Raw genomic sequence first — 21,548 nt, forward strand, 5'->3', positions numbered from 1 at the left:
ATAACGATATGCTGGAGAGCAACATATGGAAAAGCTTATTATTACTGCTGCCGTCAATGGCGGCATCACATCAAGGGATAGGAACCCAAATGTTCCCTATACGTCTGAAGAAATAGCTGAATCTGCATACCAATGTTGGAACGCAGGCGCATCAATAGTCCATATTCATGCCCGCCACCTTGATGGCTCCCCCTCATACAAGTTAGAAACATGGCAAGATATAGTTGAAAAAATCCGTGAGAGGTGCGACATCTTACTCAACTTATCTACTTCTGGACTGAACCTCCCCGATACATACCCACAATCACAAGCCTGGAATCATTTAAAGCTATCACCAGAAATAGCATCTTATAACTGCGGATCGGTAAACCATGGAGAAAAGCCATTCATAAATCCACCATCCTTAGCGCGAGAACTAGCCACAGCTATCAAAAACCATGGAACAAAGCCCGAAATAGAAATATATCACTCAGGCGTAATAAATGAAGCCATCACCCACATGAACCAAGGTTACATCGAAAAACCAATGCTATTTTCATTTGCCATGGGCATCCATGGTGGAGTCACGCCAACTTGTAAAAATTTGATACACCTAGTCGAATCTTTACCTCCAAATAGCCATTGGTCGGCCCTAGGCATTGGCAAAGCACAACTTCCCATCAATACCACACCATCCTTTTAGGTGGCCATGTACGCACCGGTCTTGAAGACAACATATATTATCGACGCGGCCAACTAGCCACTAGCAGCGCACAACTAGTAGAAAGAATTACCAAATTGTCATTTGAGCTTGGGCGAGAAATAGCATCGCCAACCGACACCCGCAAAATTTTAGGCATAAAAAATCCTAACCAACTAACGGAAGCAGCAACATGAACACGCCCTCAATACGACCAAGAAGATTGCGCACCAACTCAGGTATTCGCCAACTCGTTCGCGAAACCAGCTTTCATCCGAAGGAACTAGTTCAGCCAATCTTCATAGAAGAAGATATCGAGTCCCCCTTGGAAATAAGCTCCCTCCCCGGCCTGTATCGTCTACCAGAAAGCAGATTGACCAAAGAAATATTAGAACTAAAGTCATTAGGCATACAGTGCGTAATGCCCTTTGGTATTTCGCACCATAAGGACGACACTGGCTCAGACACTTGGCAGCCAAACGGATTACTATCCAGAATAATAAAAAGGATTAAAAAGTCTGCTCCCGAGATGATCGTAATCCCCGATATATGTTTTTGCGAGTATACAACCCATGGCCATTGCGGCATCGTAAGAAACGACAAGGTTGACAACGACGCCACGCTTTCCAACCTGGCTCGACAAGCAGTCGCAGCTGCCCAAGCTGGGGCGGACATGCTAGCACCATCTTCAAGCATGGATGGGCAAGTAAAAGTCATACGAGATGCACTAGATGCCCATGGTTTTACACATGTTGCCATTATGGCTCATGCAGCAAAATTCTCTTCTTCCTATTATGGTCCATTCCGATCCGCAGTAGACTGTAACATTAGAGATGACCGAAAAGCTTATCAGCTCGATATGGCCAATCAACGCGCGGCCCTACGCGATGCCTTGTTGGACGAAAAAGAAGGCGCTGATATACTTATCGTAAAGCCCGGCCTGCCTTTTTTGGATATATTGGCTCAGCTACACATGCATACCAACTTACCATTGGCGGCCTATCAAGTGGGTGGGGAATACGCAGCCATCAAGTATGCCGCACTAGCGGGAGCTTTGGATGAGGAGTCTGCGATCAGAGAATCTATATTTGCGTTCAAACGAGCAGGAGCGGATATTATTATTACTTACTATGCCAAAAAAATAGCGGAGGTTATGCAAAAAAACCCATACTATGGACATTGACAAAAAACAATGGTAAATATACAAAAAACCTAATTTAAAGTTAGTCATGATAGCCCAAGGCTATATCTCACGAAACAAGAGTACCAACCGAGAAGACTACCAGCGGACCAAGTGCTTGGGCGCGGTCATGCCTAAAGAGTATTCTCTAGGCACTACGATTCCGGCGCATCGACACGAACGAGGCCAGCTCGTATATGCTTGCTCGGGGCTTATGGAACTGCGTACAGACTCAGAGCTTTGGATTATTCCCCCAATGCGTGGTGTATGGCTACCTCCTGATACAGGGCACTCCATGCACGCCCGCACCCCTGTCTCTCTACGCACACTATACTTGGACGTAAGTTATAAAGGACATACATTTCCCCATTCACCTTTAGGTATTATCATCAGCCCACTCTTGAGAGAGCTATTGATACGCGCCTCAACATTCCCTATTGAATATGAAGATGACAGCTATGAAAGCCGTGTGATACGACTAATCGTTGACGAAATAAAATGGACAAGAGACACCTCTTTGCGCATTTCCATTGCAGCCGACAGAAGAATACAAAAAATATGTAACAGATTAATTGAAAACCCTTCGGACAACCGCCAACTGGAAGACTGGGGGCGTGAAGTCGGCGCAACCAAGCGTACATTGACTCGGCTATTTACTAATGAATTTGGAACGACATTCATATATTGGCGCCAGCAATTGAGAATCATGAATGCCCTGCCACGCCTGTTGCAGGGTGAATCCGTGACGGATGTCTCTCAATCCTTGGGATATACTACACCCAGCGCTTTCACGGTCATGTTCAAACGTATCACGGGACGAACTCCCAGACAATATATCAAAGAAGCCAAGGCCAATTGAAAATGTCTTTCCCCAAGGAATACATGTCATTCTGACATACACTCCAAAAATCGAACTTCCATAGAATGCAGATAACACCCCTTGATGGAAGTTAAATTATGACCAAATCCCTTAATAAAGTTTTGTCGAGCCAGTACACATCCTACTACCCTATCGTTTTATTATCGACCTTCCTCCAAGGTTCATCCTTTGTCACTGCAAAAATTTCCTTACTTGACATGCCACCACTCTGGGTTGCAGCACTGAGGTTTTTGGTTGCGGCATTATCTTTGCTTCCTGTTGCCATAGCACATCATTTTCAATCCAATGCATCCTTACGCAGCCTCCCTTGGGGAAGGCTTTGTATATTAGGTTTATTACAAACCACAGGCGTCATGGCCTTCCTCAACATTGGATTGCTTTATACCACCTCGTCCACCGCTGCAATCTTGATGGCAAGCAATCCTTTACTCGTAGCCGCCTTGGCGGGTGTGGTATTGAGGGAGCAGGTATCTCGTAGAGGCATTGGCGGTATCTTGTTGGCATTTGTCGGCGTCGTTACTTGTATTGGAGGTGGCCAACTGGGGCACAACGGTATCGGCATTGGAGAAATATATGTCATGCTAGCCTCGACCTGCTGGGCCCTGTCCACGCTTTTCAATAAGAAATCGGCACTCAGTATATCTCCATGGATCATCACTTTCTGGCAAATGTTGATCGGATCAGTCTTACTATGTGCAATAGCCTTTATGGAAGGAACGCCTCTGTCATTACCCAGCACACCATACCATTGGCTGGCTTTTTTATGGTTAGCCATTCCTGCTTCGACCGGCGCCATGGGCACATGGTTTGCGGCACTAAAAATAGGCGGGGCTATCCATACCAGCGGTTTTCTTTTTTTATGCCCTTTATTTGCAGCTCTGATTTCTTTTTTCATCACTGGCAACGTCATACAAGCACATGAACTATTAGGAGGAGGCTTGATAGGAACAGGAATTTATTTAATCTCCAAGCCTGAACAATCAGCAAAAAGGAAAACACATTAAAGTTTTCTAAAAACATCATGTAAATATGACAGTATGAAAAGTTAACTACGCGTAACTTAAGCAATGGCCAGCATGAATTGTAAACATCCTCTTAATCACTCGCGACACACTCTGCTGTAGAAAGAAATAGCTGTAGGACACACTGGCCATCCTGGCATGGTCATCTCCTTATCAGGACCGGATCAGGGCTCCGATTCGGCATTGTCCGCCTTGCGGTAGCGCCCTACGTAATCGAAAAGCTTTTCACGAATCTGCCAGTAGCGCCCCGTCTTGCGGCCGATGACGAAGTCCGGTGCACGCAGCCGATCCCGGCCGGCGATGACCTCATCGGGATTTTCGGGACGCCAGGACTGCCCCGGCGCACGCAGGTGCTGGCGCAGGAACACCGCGGCAAACGCGCCGCGCTGGCCCGGGGTTTCCAGCGCGAACCACTCGTCGAGCGTCGCGCCATCCTCGTCGTGATAGGTCACCTTGAGTCGCGGCAGGTCGCGGCCGTTGACGGTGGCGGCGAGCTGCATGCCGCTGACCCTCAGCACCTTGGCGTCCTTGAGACGCAGAGCATCCTTCAACTTGTCGTCGGGGTCGACCAGCCGTTCGCCGCAACCATGGCAGGTCCGCGCCGCAATGTCGTTCTCCGCGCCGCACTGCTCGCAGGTCTTGAAGCGAAAGCGGAACGAGCACTGTTCCATCGCCGGCGTTGACGTTTTCGACGCGGTGCCCTTCGCACGGGGTCGGGCGCGGCTATTTATCGCGCCCGACCCCGCGCGAAGGGCGAAATGAATAGCCCGGCCGTCATTTCCGCTCTCCTGCTCGACCAGTCCCTGACAGCGTCGACCGTAGTGCTCGATGACCCACTCACCGTCACGCTTACCCCAGAACAGATTGGCGTGGCCGCAGGCGGGACACTCCACCTGCACCGGCTCGCTGTCTGACGCCGGCTTGGGCGTGCCCACTTCCGGCGCATACAGGTCCCAGGGATTGCCGGCGTAATCGAGAACCAGGCAATCCTGCTTGCCCGGCGCCAGACGCAGGCCGCGGCCGACGATCTGCTGATAAAGCCCTACCGACTCGGTGGGCCGCAGGATGGCGATCAGATCGACATGCGGGGCGTCGAAGCCGGTGGTGAGTACCGACACATTGACCAGATACTTGAGTCGCTGCGCCTTGAACGTCGCGATCAAGCGCTCACGCTCGGCGGATTTCGTCGCCCCGGTAATCAGCGCCGCCTCGCCCGCGGGCAGATAACCCATGATCTCCTCGGCATGGGCCACGGTGGCGGCGAAGATCATCACCCCACGGCGCTCGGCGGCCCGCTCGATGATCTCGCCAATGATCATCGGCGTGGCGCGGTGACTGCGCACCACACGATTGAGCTCCTCCTCGGCGAACAGCCCGCGCGTAGAGGGTGCAAGCCGCGAGAAATCGTAGCGTTCGACGGCCGCGTCCACACGCACCGGTGGCGCCAGATAGCCCTGCTTGACCATCAGCCGCAGCGGCTGTTCGAACACGCAGTCCTGGAAGAAGCTGTCAGTCTCGCCACGCACCATGCCGTGATAATGGCGATGGTAGATAAATCCTTGCCCGAGCCGGAACGGCGTGGCGGTCAGCCCCAGCACCTTGAGGCGCGGATTGGCCCTGCGCAAATGGACGATCACTTGGCGATAGCTGGAATCGTCGTCCAGCGAGACACGGTGGCATTCGTCGATCACCAGCAGCGTGAACGGCCCTCCGTCGCTCCGGGTCCGTTCGAACGCCGCGAGATTGCGCACCACCGACTGCACCGAGCCGAACACCACCTGACGCTCCGTCTCCTTGCGCCCGAGTCCGGCACTGAAGATATCCGCCTCGAGGCCGTAGGCCTGGTACTTGGCGTGGTTCTGCTCGACCAGCTCACGCACGTGGGCGAGCACCAGCACCCGGCCACGGGCGAGGCGCGCCAGTTCGGCGATGACCAGCGACTTGCCGCTGCCGGTGGGCAATACCACCACCGCCGGATCGTCGGAGCCGCGAAAATGCTCGACGACGCGGGACACGGCTTGCTGCTGATAGGGACGTAGCGCGGGAGGCGTAGCGGACATGAAAGAGGCTATCGACATGAAAGGGTCATTCTACGCGCTCCGGCGCCGCGACCCAAGACACGGCGACGATGCGGGCCAGCTTCCAAGTCTTCGTAACGCAACGCCTTCAGCCCAGCGCCGAGGAAGTATCTCGCGTTGGCTTATTCCCCCTTTGTCCTGGCGGTTCGCGCCCGTAACCACTTGGCGCTTTCATCGACCACCAACAGCGTGGCGGCGATGCCCAGCAGAACGGCCCAGGTCTGCGGAGATACCGGCGCGATGCCGAGCACGTCGCTGAGCCCGGGTATGTACATCGCGGCGATATGGAGGCCATGGGCGGCGAGAATCGAAATCAGCAACAGCGGGTTGCTGCGCAGCGGTATCGCAAACAGCGAGCGACTCTCGGAGCGACAGCTCAGCAGATGGACATTCTCGAACAGCACCATCAGCAGCAATGTGATATTGCGGGCCTGGTCCTCGCCCATGCCCATCACCGAATACAGATAGAAATACACCCCGAACGCCACCAGACCGATATAGAGTCCCGACACCAGCACGTTCTCGACCATGCGCCGGTTGAAGATCGGCTCGTCGGGCGAGCGCGGCGGCCGTTTCAACACGCCCGGCTCGGTCTTTTCGAAGCCCAGGGCGACGTCCTGGATGCCATTGGTGACCATGTTCAGCCACAACAGCTGCACCGCGGTCAGCGGAATCGGCATACCGAACCCCAGCGCCAGCAGGAACAACAACACCTCGGCGGCACCGGTCGCCAGCAGCAGCCACACCACCTTGCGCACATTGTCGTAGGCGGTACGCCCCCACTCGATGCCGGGCACGATCGAGGCGAAGTTGTCGTCGGTCAGAATCAGATCGCCGCTGCTGCGTGCCACGTCCGTGCCGCTGGCGCCCATGGCGATGCCGATATTGGCCCGGTCCAGCGCCGGGGCGTCGTTGACCCCGTCGCCGGTCACCGCAACGAAATGTCCGGCGCGCTGCAGCGATTCGACGATCTCGGTCTTCTGCAACGGCTCGACCCGGGCAAAGACCCGCGCCCGGCCGATGCATTCGTCGGCCTTGTCGCCCGCCTCGGACAGCGCCTTGCCGGTGATCACCTGATCGCGATCCTCCGCCAGCTTGAGACCATGACCGATGGCAAACGCCGTATCCGGATGGTCACCGGTGACCATGCGCACGACGACGCCGGCCCCGTAGCACCGCTCGATGGATTCGGGCACCTCGTCGCGCACCGGGTCGATCATCGCCGCCAGGCCCAGGAATTCCAGATCATGCAAGTCGCTTTCCTCGGTCCCGTCCACCCGGCCGCCGGCGACCGCCAGCATGCGAAAGCCTTCGTCGGCCCATGCCTTCTGCTGCGCCTCGATGGCTCGCCGCGTGTCGTCATCCAGATTACACATGTCCATGATCGCTTCGGGCGCGCCCTTGGCATGCCCCACCAACCGATCCTGCGAGGTATTGAACACGGCGCTGAAAAACTTGGACGACTGAAAGGGAATGCGTTCCTGCTCGGGATAGTCCTTGCCCAGCGCCTGACGGTCGATCCCCAGCTTCTCGGCGAGCACCAGAAAGGCGAGATCGGTACTGTCGCCTTCGGTACTTTCGATCTCGCCGTTATCGATCTCCAGCGCCCCCTCGCTGGCCAGGGCCCCGGCCATGGCCAGCGTACACAAGCGCTCCTGGGTGTCGTCATCCGGCGTCTCGCCATCGACCGTCACCTCGCCTTCAAGTGCGCGTGCCTCACCGCCGATCTCGGCATGCTGCTGCGGGTCCAGCCATATCCGCTGTACGGCCAGCTTGTTGGCCGTCAGCGTCCCCGTCTTGTCGCTGGCGATCAGCGTGCAGGAGCCCAGCCCTTCGACGGCGGCCAGGCGGCGCACGATCACGTTGCGCTTGGCCATCCGCGAGGAGGCCACCGACAGCGCCACGGTAATGGCCACCGGCAGCCCGGCGGGAATCGCCGATACCGACAACGCCACGGATAGCGTGAAGATGTCGATGAGCGCCATGCCGCGGACGAACTGGATCGCCGCGACCCCGGCCACCACGACCAATGTGAACACCGCGATCCAGCGGGTCAGGCGCTTGAGCTTTTGCACCAGCGGCGGCGTACCGCTCTCGCCCTCTGCCAGTTCCTCGGCGATCTGACCGATCTCGGTGTCCCTGCCGGTGCGGATGACCACACCCACGGCGCGTCCGCCCATCACGGCGCTTCCCGAATGCAGCAGAGTCTGGCGCTGCGCCAACGGGGTCTCTTCGTCGAGCTGCGCCTCGGCGTCCTTGTCGACCGGATTGGATTCGCCGGTGAGCATGGATTCATCAGCCTGCAGGCTGGAGCTTTCGACCAGACGCAGATCCGCCGGTACCTGACTGCCGGATTCGAGCAGCACGATATCGCCCGGCACCAGCGCCGAGGCCTCGATCTCGCTCTGCCTGCCGTCACGCAGCACCTTGGGACACATGCGCACTACCGACTGCAGCGCCTCGGCGCTGGACTCCGCCTGGCGTTCCTGGAAGCAGCCGACCACGGCATTGATGAGCAGGACGGCGGCGATGAACCCGGCATTGGCGACGCTACCGGCAACCAGGGACACGCCGGCGGCGATCAGCAGGATGTAGATCAGCGGATCGGTGAACTGGCGCAGGAAGATGCGCACCAGACCGGCACGTTTGTCCTCGGGCAGTTCGTTGGGACCGTAGCGCTCGAGGCGTCGCTTCGCCTCCTCGCCGCTCAGGCCGTTATCGGTATCGCCCTCGAAATGATCGACCACCGTCTGCGCCGACTCGGCGTGAAACGCCATATCGGTTTGCCCGTCTCGTCCCTGATCCGCCACGCGCACCTCCCGTCACACCCTGCAATATCGGAGCTTCATCCAAGCTCCCATTATGCCCCAGCATAGCAAGGCTGCGCGCCCCTTCACGGATACGCAAAAAACCCGCAGTTAAATTGAACTGCGGGTTTCGTGACATGACGCGTGACCGGACGGATCAGCCCACCCACACTCTCGCATTGCGGAAGATGCGCATCCAGGCACCGTCACGGGTCCACCCCTGAGGACGCCAGGAGTTGTTGATGGCACGGGTCACGCGCTCGGGATGCGGCATCATGATGGTGACGCGCCCGTCTGGCGTGGTCAGCCCGGTAATGCCCGCCGGCGAACCGTTGGGATTGGCCGGATAGCGGCTGGTCGCCTGCCCATAATTGTCCACGTAGCGCAGGGCGATCTGCCCGTTGCCTTGCATGGCGCGCAGATGGGCGCTGTCACGGAATTCGGCACGCCCTTCACCATGCGCCACGGCGATTGGCAACCGCGAGCCCTCCATACCGGCCAGAAACAGCGATGGGCTCTTTTCCACCTCGACCATGCTGACCCGCGCTTCAAACTGCTCGGATTCGTTGCGTACGAATCGCGGCCAGTTCTCGGCGCCGGGAATCAGCTCCTTGAGCTGGGAGAACATCTGGCAGCCGTTGCACACGCCCAGCGCGAAACTGTCGTCTCGGGCGAAGAATGCCGCGAACTGCTCGCGGGCACGGACGTTGAACAGCACCGACTTGGCCCAGCCGCCACCGGCACCCAGCACGTCGCCATAGGAGAAACCGCCGCACCCCACGACGCCCTTGAAGGCGTCGAGGCTCACCCGACCCTCGAGAATGTCGCTCATATGCACGTCGATGGCCGCGAAACCGGCACGGTCAAACCCGGCCGCCATCTCGACATGGCCGTTGACGCCCTGCTCGCGCAGGATCGCCACACGCGGGCGCGTGCCGACATTGATGAAGGGCGCGGCGATATCCTCGTCGACATCGAAACTCGGCGTCGCCGACAGGCCCGGGTCGCGCAGGTCGAGCAGTGCATCGAACTCGGACTTGGCGCAGTCGGGATTATCGCGCAGCGCCTGCAGGCGGTAACTGGTCTCGGCCCAGGTACGCTGGGTGATCGCGCGGGTGGTTTCGAGCAGCGGCTCCTCGAACAGCGTGACACGCACCTGGTCATCGTAGCGCGGACGGGCGACGACGCCGCAGGAGTCGAGGCCGGCGGCGGCGAACTGCGCCAGCACGAATTCGGTATCGCGACGATTGACCTGAATCACCGCGCCGAGCTCCTCGGCAAATAGCGCATTGAAGGATTCATAGGCATCGTCGACCAGCCAGTCGAGCTTGATCTCAAGCCCGCCACGTCCGGCGAAAGCCATCTCCAGCAGCGTGACCAGCAGGCCGCCATCGCTGCGGTCATGATAGGCCAGTAGCTTATCGTCGGCATTGAGCCCCTGAATGACGGCGAAAAACGCCTTGAGATCCTCGGCGTCGTCGAGGTCGGGACACGCATTGCCCACCTGGCCGTAGACCTGGGCCAGCGCCGAACCGCCCAAGCGGTTCTGGCCGCGGCCCAGATCGATGAGGATCAGATCGCTTTCGTCCTGATCGAGGCGCAGCTGCGGTGTCAGCGTCTTGAGTGCGTCGGTCACCGGGGCGAAGCCGGTGGCGATCAACGACAGCGGTGCGGTGACGCTTTTATCCTCGCTGCCCTTGTCATCCGTCTCCTGCCAGGCGGTGCGCATCGACATCGAGTCCTTGCCCACCGGAATGGCGATGCCCAGCGCGGGGCACAATTCCATACCCACCGCATGCACGGCGTCATACAGCGCCTGGTTCTCGCCGCTGTGATTGGCTGCACTCATCCAGTTGGCGGAGAGCTTGATGTCGGAGAGCTTCCCGATGGGTGCCGCGGCCAGGTTGGTGATCGCCTCGGCGACCGCCAGCCGCGCGCTGGCCGCCGGGTCGATCAGCGCCACCGGCGGACGCTCGCCCATCGCCATCGCCTCGCCGGCGTGGGTATCAAAACTCGCCGTGGTCACCGCGCAATCGGCCACCGGCACCTGCCAGGGGCCGACCATTTGATCGCGGGCCACCAGTCCGGTGATCGAGCGGTCGCCGATGGTGATCAAAAAACTCTTGGAGGCCACCGCTGGTAGACGCAGGACTCGATCGAGCGCCTCGCGCAGGTCGAGATTGTCCAGCCCGATGCCCGGCATCTCGCGGCTTTCGCGGTTGAATTCGCGGCTCATCTTCGGTGGCTTGCCGAACAGCACGCTCATCGGCAGATCGATCGGCTGGCTGTCGAAGTGACCGTCATGCACGTTGAGATGATGCGCCTCGGTCGCTGCGCCCACCACCGCATAGGGACAGCGCTCACGCGTGCACAACGCATCGAAGGTGTCGAGGTCTTCGGCGGCTACCGCCAGTACGTAGCGCTCCTGCGCCTCGTTGCACCAGATTTCCAGCGGGCTCATGCCCGGCTCGGCATTGGGTACCGCGCGCAACTCGAAACGTCCGCCGCGATTGCCGTCCTTGACCAGTTCCGGCAAGGCATTGGACAGCCCGCCGGCGCCCACGTCGTGAATGAAACGAATCGGGTTGGCTTCCCCCAGCGCCCAGCAGCGGTCGATGACTTCCTGGGCACGGCGTTCCATCTCGGCATTGCCGCGCTGCACCGAAGCGAAATCGAGATCTTCGCTCGAGGCACCCGACGCCATCGAGGAGGCCGCACCGCCGCCGAGCCCGATCAGCATCGAAGGCCCGCCCATCACGATCAGCTTGCCGCCCACCGGAATCTCGCCCTTGGCCACGTGGCCTTCGCGGATGTTGCCGTAACCGCCGGCGAGCATGATCGGCTTGTGGTAGCCGCGGCGCTCTATGCCGCCGGCGCCGACCGCGTCCTGCTCGTAGGTACGAAAGTAACCGGTAAGGTTGGGGCGCCCGAACTCGTTGTTGAAGCTCGCCCCGCCGACCGGCGCCTCGAGCATGATCTCCAATGCGCTCTGGATGCGCTCGGGCTTGCCGTAGTCGAAGGCCTCCCAGGGCTGAACGAACTCGGGGATGCGCAGGTTGGATACCGTGAAACCGGTGAGGCTGGCCTTGGGCTTGCCGCCGACACCGGTGGCGCCCTCGTCGCGAATCTCGCCGCCCGCCCCGGTAGCAGCGCCCGGGTGCGGCGCGATGGCGGTAGGATGGTTGTGCGTCTCCACCTTCATGAGAATATGGATCGGCTCGTGGCTCGCCACGTAGCGGGCACCATGTTCATCCCGGGTCCCCGCCGCATTGGGCGTACCGGCCGTCTGCGCGGCATCGGGCGCCTTAAACAACAGCGGCTCGGGGTAGAAGCGCGCCGCCGCGGTACCGCGGATCACTGCGGCGTTATCACTGTAGGCAGAGAGGATATCGTCGGGCGCGCACTCGTAAGTGTGCTTGATCATCTTGAACAGCGAGCGCTGCTGCGCCTCGCCGTCGATGATCCAGTCGGCATTGAAGATCTTGTGCCGACAATGCTCGGAGTTGGCCTGCGCGAACATCATCAGCTCGACATCGCTGGGATTGCGCCCCAGCCCCTGAAAGGCTTCGAGCAGATAGTCGATCTCGTCGTCGGCCAAGGCCAAGCCGAGCTCGCCATTGGCGGCTTCCAGCGCCGCGCGCCCGCCCTCGAGAATATCCACCTGCCCCAGCGGTGCAGGCTCGTGATGGGCGAAAAGCTTGACGGCATCGCTGGGGTCGGCCAGCACCGATTCGGTCATGCGGTCGTGCAGGGCCGCTACGATAGCGGCGAAAGCCTCTTCGCTGAGCGTACCGTTTAACGACACCCGGTAGGCCACGCCGCGCTCGAGACGCCGAATCTGCTCGAGCCCGCAGTTGCGGGCGATATCGGTGGCCTTGGACGACCAGGGCGACAACGTGCCCAGGCGCGGTACCACCAGGAACAGGTAACCGTCGGTCGGCGGTGCAGCGTCACGCGAATGACCATAGTCCAGCAGGTTTTCGAGAACCCTGCGGGCGCTGGCATCCAGTTCGCCGTCGTGATCGACGAAATGCACGTAATCGGCATGCAGCGCCTCGACCTCGGGCACGGCCGCACGCAGGACGGCCAATAACTTGGCATGACGGAAAGCGGAAAGGGCGGGCGCTCCTCGCAGTTCGAGCATGTCGAAAGAAGCCTCTAGGACAACATGGAAAGGGTGCCGTGAGCGGCGAGTAATGCCCGCCATGATACTGGAAAGCGGATGAAAGCGCGAAACCCGGCAAGCCGGATCGGGGCGTGCGTGGAATTGCCACAGATGACAGTCTGGTTCGCTACCGTTAAGGTTGTCTACCGTCTCCCTACCGACCCGACTGCATGCGAGCTGCCTTTAGATATTACCTACGCCGCGTCGTTACGGCTCTGCTGGCGCTCCTGTCGCTGCTATTTCCGGCCCAGCCCTTGTTCTATGTCGACGATGGGCTGAGAGCGATACGTAAACACGATTTCATTCAGGTGTTTACCCGCAACACGCCGACCACTTACTACGAAGGCCGCCACGGTCCCACCGGGTTCGAATACGAGCTGGTGCGCCGCTTTGCCGAGCACCTGGGAGTGAGCCTGGCGATCGACAACGAAGGCAACATCCAGAGCGTGCTGGAGGCCGTTCGCAGCGGTCGCGCCGACCTGGCGGCGGCGGCGCTGCCGCTGGACCCGACCCTGCCCGGCATTCGCTACAGCCGGCCCATCCTGGCATTGCAGCCGCTGGTGGTCTATCGCCGCGGCCTGCCACCGCCGCAGTCGGCGGAGGATCTGCTTAACCTGGATATCGGCGTGATCCATGGCTCGGGCGCCAGCTTGGTGCTGCGTGAAGCGCAAGCCCAGTGGCCCGACCTGAGCTGGCGCGAGACCGCCGATCTGGAAGTCGCCGATCTGCTGCACATGGTCGAGGACGGCGAACTCGACGCGGCAGTGATCTACGCCCACCAGTTCAAGCTCAACCGGCTGTTCTTCCCCGGCGTGGAAAATGCCTTCGTGCTCGGCGAGCCGTTGAGCCTCGCCTGGGCCTTTCCCGAAGGCGCGGGACTGGAATTGCTGGAGGAAGCCAACCGCTTTCTCGACAGCCTGCAGGCAGATGGCACCCTGATGCGGTTGGTGAACAGGTATTTTGGTCACGACGATTATCTGGAGTATGTCGGCGCCCGACTGTTCATCCGCCATGTCCAAGGCCGCTTGCCGGAGTATACGGCGCTGTTTCGCGAAGCGGCGCGCAATACGGGCTTCGACTGGAAGCTGCTCGCCGCCCTGGGCTATCAGGAGTCGCACTGGAAACCCGAGGCCACATCACCCACCGGGGTGCGCGGGCTGATGATGTTGACATTGCCCACCGCCGAGCAGGTGGGCGTAGATAACCGGCTCGATCCCGAACAGAGCATCGAAGGCGGCGCGCGCTATCTGCGCAGTGTCAAGGATCGCCTACAGCAGGAGATACCCGAGCCCGACCGCACCTGGATGGCATTGGCAGCCTACAACGTGGGCCTGGGGCATCTCTACGATGCGCAGAAGATCGCCGAGATGCGCGGCGGCGACCCGTATGCCTGGAGCGATGTTCGCGAGGCGCTACCGCTGCTGCAGAAGCGCGAATGGTACTCCAAGGTCCGTCACGGCTATGCGCGCGGTGGCGAGCCGGTCATCTATGTGCGCAATATCCGCCGCTACTATGAGATTCTCAACTACGTCGACCGCAGCCAGCAGCAGTTCCATCAGTTGGGAGAACGCAGAGAAAAGGACCCCGAAACGCTTTTCGATACAATTTCCCCGGTATTATAGGTAACGTCTGAAACATAACTTAACAAAGGCGCGATGCTCTGATGACGTTGCCCCGCACTGTCGTTCTGCTGGCCCTGCCCGCCGTATTGCTCGGCGCCCTGTCGACCGATACACCCGGTCAGGGCTGGCTGCTCGCCCTGCTGTGCGGGTTACTGGTGGCCGGACAACTGGCCTGGCAGCAGCGCTGGCTCAGAACTAGCCGGTGGCTTCTGCTGGGGCTGATACTTCTCATGGTCCCCCTGTCGCTGAGCTACCTGCTGACGAGAAGCTGGCTGCCTCAGCCCGGCTGGAACCAGTTTATCGAACTATTGCCCGGCCCCTGGAGTTTCTATCAGCTACGCCCACCGGCACTGGTACTGACACTGCTTTACGGACTGGCCATCAATACTCTCATCCAACAACGGCTAGGCTTGGGTATTCCTATCCTGCTGGCCACGCAGGGCCTGGCTCTGGGAGCGCTGTTCTATGAAAGTTTTATGCATTCTCTGGATGAGAGCGCCTTCGACACGCATGCCTACGCCGCCTCGCCCGGCATCCTGCTGGCCCTGGCCCTGTTATGGGGCGCTCACTGCGTCGAACTACTGCCGTTGCTGCGGCGTTGCTGGCGGCGCATTCGCCTGCCGTTGAGCTTCAGTATCGCTATTGCCCTGCTGGGCATCACTAGCTGGATGCAACAAAAGCATCTCGAGGATATTCACGTCTCGCGCAACATCGCCGACACCGGCAATCAGCTCGGCCAGCTGCTGAGCCTCGAGGTACAGACCCATCTCGAGGCCATGCGTCGTTTCTCGAGCTTCTGGGGCATGCTCGGCCATATCCCCAGCGTCGCGCAATGGGAGCAGCAGACGAGCCGCTACTCTCAGGACTTCGGCTATTTTCGCGCCATCGCCTTCATCGACCGCGACAGCTGGGTCCTGCGTCTCTATCCCTACCAGAACAACGACAACGTGCTCGGCGTGCGCCTTTTTGACGCGCAGCCGGCAACTCACGCGGCCCTGGAGCGCCCGCTGATTTGGGGCGTCGAGGGGCAAACCGGCGTCATCGACCTGCTGCAGGGCGGCAGGGGCATGATCAGCTACCTGCCGGTGCGCGACCCCGTCGACGGCACTCTGTTCGGCGCCATCGCCATGGTGGTTAGCCTGCAGACGCTGCTCGAAACGATCCTGGAACGGGTCGACACGCGCAACCTGGCCATCAGCCTGACCGCAAACCAGCAGCAATACGTTCGGCTTGGACCGACCCGGCAGTTGGCCGACTGGCAGCACGACGTCGACATCGATTTCGGGGGCCACACGCTGCAATTGAGCATTCGCCCCAGCTTGCCGTTTCTGCTCGCCTTGCGCCCGCGCCTGCCGGAAATCACCCTCACCTGCAGTCTGGTTTTCGCCTATCTGGTGTATCTAGTGCTGTACATCTATCGCCGGTTGAAAACCCAGCAGGGCGCCCTATTCCGCGCTAACACCTCGCTGCGCGAGGAAGTGATCGAACGTTCGCGTCTGCAGCAGGAGATCGCCTGGCTGGCGCACCACGACGAGCTGACCGGACTGCCCAATCGCCGCCGGCTGATGGAGTGGGCCGCCGCGGAGCAGACACGCCTGCCGCTTACGGTGATGATCTGCGACATCGATCACTTCAAGGCGGTCAATGACAGCCTGGGCCATCTGGAGGGGGATCGCTATTTACAGCGTCTGGCGCAAGCCGGACGTATTCCGGTAGATGCCGCAGGCGGGCTATTGGCGCGCTATGGCGGCGAGGAGTTCGTGGCCTGCATTCCCGAGTGTGATGCCGAGCAGGCCCTGGCGCTGGCCGAGCAGTTGCGCCACGCCACATACGATACCGGACTCAAGCAGCCCAACGGCATTTCGCCGGTGACGCTCAGCGTGGGGATCGCCACCGCGGCAGGCCCGCCAATGGAACTGGAAGCGCTCATTCAGGCCGCCGACGAAGCGCTCTACCGGGCCAAAGCCAACGGACGCAATCGTGTCGAGCGTGCCGTCTCACTGTAAGCAAGCGCCCCCCATCGGCACCTCAGCGATCTCCGGCCCGACAGGCAGCGAAAAACTCACGCAGCAGCGCCGCAGCGCGGCTGGCCAGGATACCGCCCTCGACGGCGACCGTATGATTGAACCAGGGTTGTGCGATCAGGTTAGCCTTCGACTCGACCATGCCGGTCTTGGGCTCGGCTGCCGCATAGACGACACGCGCGATGCGCGCATGAATAATGGCGCCGACACACATGATGCAGGGCTCGAGCGTCACGAATAGCGTACAGCCGTCCAGACGGTAGTTCCTGCGCCGGATGCCGGCATCGCGCAACGCCTGAATCTCGGCATGGGCGCTGGGATCATGGCGCGAAACCGGCGCGTTGAAACCACTGCCGACGATTTCGCCGGCGACGTCTACCACCACCGCCCCGACCGGCACTTCTCCCGCCTGGAACGCCAGGCGCGCCTGATCCAGGGCACGATGCATGTAATAGGTGTCGCTGCGCAAAATATCACTCTCCGGTATGCTTACGGTCTTGCCCTATGCACCGCGCCATGCGGCACCAAACTCAACGCTGATTGTGAAGGACACGGTTTATGACACAAGCACTCGATGATCTGGTGGCCCTGCTGGGCCTGGAAATGCTCGAGGAAAACCTGTTTCGCGGCAGCAGCCAGGATCTCGGCTTTCCTCAACTGTTCGGTGGCCAGGCGCTGGGGCAGGCGTTGTCGGCCGCCAGCCAGACCGTCGACACCGAGCGCAAGGCACACTCGATGCATGGCTATTTCCTGCGCCCCGGCGACGCCAAGCGTCCCGTGGTCTACCAGGTCGATCGCGTGCGCGATGGCGGCAGCTTCACCACGCGTCGCGTCACCGCTATCCAGGGCGGCAAGCCGATTTTTTTCTGTAGCGCCTCCTTCCACGGCGAGGAGGAAGGCTTCCAACACCAGACCAACGCGCCCCAGGTACCGTCCCCCGAGTCGCTGATGGACCAGAGAGTCACCGCCTCGAGCATTGGCGACGTCACCGGGCATCCCATCGAGATGCTGCCGGTGAAGGGCTCCATCCACAGCGAGGGCATCACGCCGCCCACCAAGCAACTGTGGTTCCGCCTGGCCGGCGACCTGCCCGACGATAGCGCCCTGCACCGTTACCTGCTCGCTTACAGCTCCGACTTCAATCTGCTGGGGACCGCCCTGCAGCCGCATGACACCGACTTCAGCGATCCGCGCCTGCAGGCGGCCAGCCTCGACCACTCGCTGTGGTTTCATCGCGACGTCCAGGTCAACGACTGGCTACTCTACGATATGGACAGCCCCTGGGCCGGCGGCGCGCGTGGCTTCGCCCGCGGCAATATCTTCAACCGCGACGGCGAGCTGGTAGCGTCCGTCGCCCAGGAAGGGCTGATCCGCAAGCGCTGATCGCCCAGATAGTCCCTCATTGCGTGCAGGTCGGGGGCGCGTCGTTGTCCAGCAAGCGACACATGACCGTCACCGCCTCGCCCCGGTAGCCCAGGCTTTCCCGATCCTCCCAGCCGAGACGCCGATAAAGTGTCCGCTGATCGGGCGTGTACAGATAAAGGCGTCCGATACCTGCCGCGCGGGCTTGCTGCTCCACCCGCCGGACCAGCGCGGAGGCGACACCCTGCCCGCGCCATGCGGGCAGCACATACACCGAGGCCAGCCATGGCGTCAGCTCGCGGCGCACTCACCGCGGACTTCCTCGATGCGCTCCTGAAGGGACATCTCGGGACCCAGATGCCCCCACTGCGCATTCTGCCACGCGGCAACGCTAACGACGTGAGACGAAGCGGTAGACAGCTGCACGATTCGCACATCATCGGCCATACGGAACTTCTCCGGTGAGAGACGCGGTCAGGTCTCATCTGGAAATCGGCGGGACAGTGTTTTTCAGTCACCCGTAGCGACTATGCATCACCGTAGCGTAAGCCGCGAAGCCATGAAGGCGACTTGGAACCCAGGAGGTTACTGGACGGCAAAGCGCGCCAGTTGCATTTCCTGCAATCGACTCAGAGCACGGCGAAACGAGAAGATCAGATAGCCCTGCGTGTACAGTTCGGGCAGAGGAACATCGGCTTCCAGATACAGCGGTATGCCGCGGTCGTAACATTCATCCACCAGAGCGATGAAGCGGCGTACCCCATCGTCCTTTCTGGACAGCTCGGGAAGCTGACGATCTCCGGCATCGACTCGCGCCACCCCATCCTCGGTGCCCCGCGCGATGACGCCCTCTCGCGGCTGACCGCCCAGTCGCGGCACCTCGCCCAACAGAATATGCGTGTATCGGTCACACAGCGCCATGAAGTCGAGCGCCGCCAGCGGCGACTCGCACAGGTCGGCATAGCGACACCAGAGGACATGTTCACTTCGCTGCACCACCGGAATCGACCGGTGCCCGACGACGATGGGCTCGGCACTCAGCGGTTGGCCGGCCCCGAGCCGATCGAACACCGCGGCCAACGCACTTGTCTGGCCCGGCTTACGCAGCCAATAGCGCTGGTGCTTCTCGCCGGGATGCAGGCGGTGATCCTGCCCCCCGTCGAGAGGGACCACTCGCATGTGACGCTCGATCGCGGCGATGGCGGGAGTGAAACGCTCACGGTTATATCCCTCGGCATAGAGCTGTTGCGGTGCCTGATTGGAGGTCGTCACCAGCACCACGCCCTGTTCGAACATCGCGCGCAGCAGACGGCCGAGAATCATCGCATCAGCGATATCGTTGACGAACAGCTCATCGAGGCACAGCACTCGAATTTCGGCGCTCAGCTCCCCGGCGAGCTGCATCAGCGGATCTTCCACGCCCGCCAGCTGGAACTGGCGTCGATGCACCCAATGCATGAAGTGATGAAAATGCTGACGCCGAGCGGGCACGGCAAGCCGCTGATGGAAGGCGTTCATCAACCAGGTCTTGCCACGGCCGACCGGCCCCCAGAGATACACGCCCGCAATCGGATCGCCCTGCCCCGCGTGGTCACTGCGGCGATGAAGTGCTTGAAAGCACTCATCCAGCAGCGTGGCTGCATGCTGCTGGGCACTGTCGGGCACAAAGCCTTGGTCGAGGATCGCCTGTTGATAGGCCGCCAGGGGAGAGGCATCCGTTGTCATGTTGCCTCCCCCCTGTCGAGAATTCCCATACCGACCTCCTGAGTAGACGGCTGCCTGGGTCTGATCCGGGCGGCTGCGGCGCGGGTCGCACTATCGACAGGCAGACCACACACCACTGCGTCTGCGATTGACACTGCCCGCCGCAGGGCACCGCCGGGAAGATCCCTTCAGACCACCTGCACCTCGGGCCAGTCGCGCCCGGCCATGGACTGCACTCGCTCGCGCAGCGCCCTGCCCGGTTCATCGTTGGTCAGCAGAATGTCGAACATTTTCAGATCGGCGAAGAAGGCCGGACGCACACTGTCCAGTTTGCTTTCGTCCACCACCAGAATGCGCTGCTCGGCGCTCTCTATGGCCGCCTGCTTCGGCGTAACCTCGTGAAAGTGGAAACAGCTCACGCCTTTTTCCACATGCACGCCGGCCGCGGAAAAGAAGGCCTTGTTGATGCCCAGGCGCCGGATCGCCGTGGCCATCTCCTGGCCACCGAACGATTGCGAGGCCGGATAGTAGAGCCCACCAAGCAGGATCATCCTGACGTTGGAAAGCTGCCGCTGGTTGAAGGCATTGACGATATTGAGCGCATAGGTCACCACCGTCAGGCTGATGTCACGGCTCAGCGTGGTCGCCAGTGCCGTCAGCGTCGTGCCGCAATCGATGAAGATCGTGTCGCCGTCCTCGATGAGTGCCGCGGCGGCCTTGCACAAGCGCTGCTTGGCCGGCGCATAACGGCCTTTCTGGGCATCGAGGTTGTAGACCGACACGAACTGAGGGTCGTCGCCCATCACCAGGCGTCCGCCGAGCGAGACGATAGTGCCCTTGCTGGCAGCGATATCGCGGCGAATGGTCATCTCCGAGACGCCACACATCCTGGCGGCCTCGGAGAGCTGGATCATCCCGCCCCCTTTCAGCACTTCACACAGATGCTCAAGCCGAGCGGCACTGCGGCCATTCATCCTCTTCTCCTGGCGAATTGTCTTGCGGGTCAGGACGTTGCTGTCATTCGACCAACGTTACCCCAACTCCCGCCCTGAGCGCCAATGGCATAAACAAACGCTCGTCAAAGAACAGCAGTGACTTTTATCACAAAAAGATGTTAAAAAAATAACATCACTGAAATATGGCATGGTTACTTCTTAAGCGGCCCACAACGATAATCTACGAGCGCGGGCCTTATGATATCTCGTTTCGCCCACCCGCACGCCAACTGCACAGGAACGCCACGGTATGACGTCACTACAACAAACCGCCCGTCAGGCATTGACCCTGATGGATCTCACCTCGCTCAATGACGATGACGACGCCTCGCGTATCGCCGAGCTCTGCCGTCGCGCCAAGACGCCCGCGGGCACGCCCGCCGCCGTATGTATCTATCCGCGCTTCATTGCCGACGCCCACCGCGAGCTCGAGGCTCTCGGCCTGTCCGGACAGGTGCGTATCGCCACGGTAACCAACTTTCCCGACGGCAGCGATGACGTGGCACGCGCCGTGCGCGAGACGCATGCGGCGATCGCCGCCGGGGCCGATGAGGTCGACGTGGTATTCCCCTACCGGGCGCTGCAGGCGGGTAACGAAGACGTGGGACACGAACTGATCGCCGCCTGTCGCAAGGCCTGCGGTCAACGTACGCTGAAGGTGATTCTCGAGAGCGGTGAGCTCAAGACACCGGAACTCATCCGCCACGCGTCGCAGGTCGCTCTCGATGCGGGCGCCGACTTTCTCAAGACCTCCACCGGCAAGGTTGCCGTCAACGCCACACTGGAGGCCGCCGAGATCATGCTCACCGCCATCCGCGACAGCGGCCGCGACGTGGGCTTCAAGGCCGCCGGCGGTATCCGCACCACCGCGGAGGCCCAGGCCTATCTCGACCTGGCGACACAATTGATGGGCGAGGATTGGCTGACGCCGGCCCACTTCCGCTTTGGCGCTTCGGGGCTGCTGAAAGACCTGCTCGTCACGCTCGGCGTTGATGCAGCCGGTGCGCCGGCGACTTCCGGAGGCTACTGA

Annotated in this window: 15 protein-coding genes and 1 pseudogene; 8 read left to right on the forward strand and 8 right to left on the reverse strand. The window is 60.5% G+C overall.

Going from position 1 to position 21,548, the window contains the following annotated elements:
• The first annotated feature begins 25 nt into the window (after positions 1 to 25).
• The 4 genes and pseudogenes from ACW4DH_RS09850 (at position 26) to ACW4DH_RS09865 (ending at position 3,743) form a co-directional block, all read left to right on the forward strand.
• Positions 26 to 876, forward strand: a pseudogene (locus ACW4DH_RS09850) (beta-keto acid cleavage family enzyme).
• Positions 873 to 1,862 (forward strand): porphobilinogen synthase, encoded by a 990-nt coding sequence (gene hemB, locus ACW4DH_RS09855; RefSeq protein WP_459636218.1) that lies wholly within the window; start codon positions 873 to 875, stop codon positions 1,860 to 1,862. The pseudogene ACW4DH_RS09850 and the gene hemB overlap by 4 nt, the downstream one beginning before the upstream one ends.
• A 127-nt stretch (positions 1,863 to 1,989) precedes the next feature.
• Positions 1,990 to 2,718 carry an AraC family transcriptional regulator gene (locus ACW4DH_RS09860; RefSeq protein ID WP_459636219.1) on the forward strand — a complete coding sequence of 243 codons (729 nt, stop codon included), beginning with the start codon at positions 1,990 to 1,992 and terminating at the stop codon, positions 2,716 to 2,718.
• Positions 2,719 to 2,816: 98 nt separating this feature from the next.
• The gene (locus ACW4DH_RS09865) at positions 2,817 to 3,743 is read left to right on the forward strand and encodes a DMT family transporter (protein ID WP_459636220.1); all 927 of its coding nucleotides are present in this window, start codon (positions 2,817 to 2,819) and stop codon (positions 3,741 to 3,743) included.
• Between the two features lie 182 nt (positions 3,744 to 3,925).
• On the opposite strand, the gene ACW4DH_RS09870 is transcribed toward ACW4DH_RS09865, so the two are convergent.
• The 3 genes from ACW4DH_RS09870 to purL form a co-directional block, all read right to left on the reverse strand.
• Positions 3,926 to 5,839 carry a DEAD/DEAH box helicase family protein gene (locus ACW4DH_RS09870; RefSeq protein WP_459636221.1) on the reverse strand — a complete coding sequence of 638 codons (1,914 nt, stop codon included), beginning with the start codon at positions 5,837 to 5,839 and terminating at the stop codon, positions 3,926 to 3,928.
• A gap of 122 nt (positions 5,840 to 5,961) precedes the next feature.
• Positions 5,962 to 8,649: a cation-translocating P-type ATPase gene (locus ACW4DH_RS09875; protein WP_459636222.1), complete on the reverse strand. Its 2,688-nt coding sequence runs from the start codon at positions 8,647 to 8,649 to the stop codon at positions 5,962 to 5,964.
• A 154-nt stretch (positions 8,650 to 8,803) separates the two neighbouring features.
• Entirely contained in the window at positions 8,804 to 12,790 is a 3,987-nt protein-coding gene (gene purL / locus ACW4DH_RS09880) for a phosphoribosylformylglycinamidine synthase (RefSeq protein ID WP_459636223.1), read from the reverse strand.
• 191 nt (positions 12,791 to 12,981) lie between these two features.
• Between purL and mltF the strand changes: the two genes are divergently transcribed.
• Both mltF and ACW4DH_RS09890 read left to right on the forward strand, forming a co-directional pair.
• On the forward strand, positions 12,982 to 14,433 hold the full coding sequence (gene mltF, locus ACW4DH_RS09885) for a membrane-bound lytic murein transglycosylase MltF (RefSeq protein WP_459636224.1): 1,452 nt from the start codon (positions 12,982 to 12,984) through the stop codon (positions 14,431 to 14,433).
• 41 nt (positions 14,434 to 14,474) lie between these two features.
• The gene (locus ACW4DH_RS09890) at positions 14,475 to 16,439 is read left to right on the forward strand and encodes a sensor domain-containing diguanylate cyclase (RefSeq protein ID WP_459636225.1); all 1,965 of its coding nucleotides are present in this window, start codon (positions 14,475 to 14,477) and stop codon (positions 16,437 to 16,439) included.
• A gap of 22 nt (positions 16,440 to 16,461) precedes the next feature.
• Here ACW4DH_RS09890 and tadA read toward each other — a convergent pair whose 3' ends face one another.
• The gene (tadA, locus tag ACW4DH_RS09895) at positions 16,462 to 16,926 is read right to left on the reverse strand and encodes a tRNA adenosine(34) deaminase TadA (protein ID WP_459636226.1); all 465 of its coding nucleotides are present in this window, start codon (positions 16,924 to 16,926) and stop codon (positions 16,462 to 16,464) included.
• 89 nt (positions 16,927 to 17,015) lie between these two features.
• Here tadA and ACW4DH_RS09900 point away from each other — a divergent pair, with 89 nt between their 5' ends.
• Positions 17,016 to 17,840 (forward strand): acyl-CoA thioesterase, encoded by an 825-nt coding sequence (locus tag ACW4DH_RS09900; protein WP_459636227.1) that lies wholly within the window; start codon positions 17,016 to 17,018, stop codon positions 17,838 to 17,840.
• Positions 17,841 to 17,856: 16 nt separating this feature from the next.
• On the opposite strand, the gene ACW4DH_RS09905 is transcribed toward ACW4DH_RS09900, so the two are convergent.
• The 4 genes from ACW4DH_RS09905 to ACW4DH_RS09920 all read right to left on the reverse strand — a co-directional run bounded on the left by ACW4DH_RS09905 (position 17,857) and on the right by ACW4DH_RS09920 (position 20,497).
• Positions 17,857 to 18,087 carry a GNAT family N-acetyltransferase gene (locus ACW4DH_RS09905; RefSeq protein WP_459636228.1) on the reverse strand — a complete coding sequence of 77 codons (231 nt, stop codon included), beginning with the start codon at positions 18,085 to 18,087 and terminating at the stop codon, positions 17,857 to 17,859.
• A gap of 23 nt (positions 18,088 to 18,110) precedes the next feature.
• The gene (locus ACW4DH_RS09910; protein ID WP_459636229.1) at positions 18,111 to 18,266 is read right to left on the reverse strand and encodes a hypothetical protein; all 156 of its coding nucleotides are present in this window, start codon (positions 18,264 to 18,266) and stop codon (positions 18,111 to 18,113) included.
• 138 nt (positions 18,267 to 18,404) lie between these two features.
• A complete protein-coding gene (zapE, locus tag ACW4DH_RS09915) occupies positions 18,405 to 19,544 on the reverse strand; it encodes a cell division protein ZapE (protein ID WP_459636230.1) in 1,140 nt (379 codons plus the stop codon).
• Positions 19,545 to 19,711: 167 nt separating this feature from the next.
• Positions 19,712 to 20,497, reverse strand: a complete 786-nt coding sequence (locus tag ACW4DH_RS09920) for a DeoR/GlpR family DNA-binding transcription regulator (protein ID WP_459636231.1) — start codon at positions 20,495 to 20,497, stop codon at positions 19,712 to 19,714.
• A 271-nt stretch (positions 20,498 to 20,768) separates the two neighbouring features.
• Between ACW4DH_RS09920 and deoC the strand changes: the two genes are divergently transcribed.
• Entirely contained in the window at positions 20,769 to 21,548 is a 780-nt protein-coding gene (deoC, locus tag ACW4DH_RS09925; RefSeq protein WP_459636232.1) for a deoxyribose-phosphate aldolase, read from the forward strand.

The organism is Halomonas sp. WWR20, assembly GCF_054602495.1.

What these genes read in the sequence shown, in the direction of transcription:
- ACW4DH_RS09870 (WP_459636221.1), bottom strand. Translation starts at nt 5,839, where the DNA reads ATGTCGATAGCCTCTTTCATGTCCGCTACGCCTCCCGCGCTACGTCCC.
- purL (WP_459636223.1), bottom strand. Translation starts at nt 12,790, where the DNA reads ATGCTCGAACTGCGAGGAGCGCCCGCCCTTTCCGCTTTCCGTCATGCC.
- ACW4DH_RS09910 (WP_459636229.1), bottom strand. Translation starts at nt 18,266, where the DNA reads ATGGCCGATGATGTGCGAATCGTGCAGCTGTCTACCGCTTCGTCTCAC.
- ACW4DH_RS09865 (WP_459636220.1), top strand. Translation starts at nt 2,817, where the DNA reads ATGACCAAATCCCTTAATAAAGTTTTGTCGAGCCAGTACACATCCTAC.
- hemB (WP_459636218.1), top strand. Translation starts at nt 873, where the DNA reads ATGAACACGCCCTCAATACGACCAAGAAGATTGCGCACCAACTCAGGT.
- ACW4DH_RS09860 (WP_459636219.1), top strand. Translation starts at nt 1,990, where the DNA reads ATGCCTAAAGAGTATTCTCTAGGCACTACGATTCCGGCGCATCGACAC.
- ACW4DH_RS09920 (WP_459636231.1), bottom strand. Translation starts at nt 20,497, where the DNA reads ATGAATGGCCGCAGTGCCGCTCGGCTTGAGCATCTGTGTGAAGTGCTG.
- mltF (WP_459636224.1), top strand. Translation starts at nt 12,982, where the DNA reads ATGCGAGCTGCCTTTAGATATTACCTACGCCGCGTCGTTACGGCTCTG.
- zapE (WP_459636230.1), bottom strand. Translation starts at nt 19,544, where the DNA reads ATGACAACGGATGCCTCTCCCCTGGCGGCCTATCAACAGGCGATCCTC.
- ACW4DH_RS09890 (WP_459636225.1), top strand. Translation starts at nt 14,475, where the DNA reads ATGACGTTGCCCCGCACTGTCGTTCTGCTGGCCCTGCCCGCCGTATTG.
- deoC (WP_459636232.1), top strand. Translation starts at nt 20,769, where the DNA reads ATGACGTCACTACAACAAACCGCCCGTCAGGCATTGACCCTGATGGAT.
- ACW4DH_RS09900 (WP_459636227.1), top strand. Translation starts at nt 17,016, where the DNA reads ATGACACAAGCACTCGATGATCTGGTGGCCCTGCTGGGCCTGGAAATG.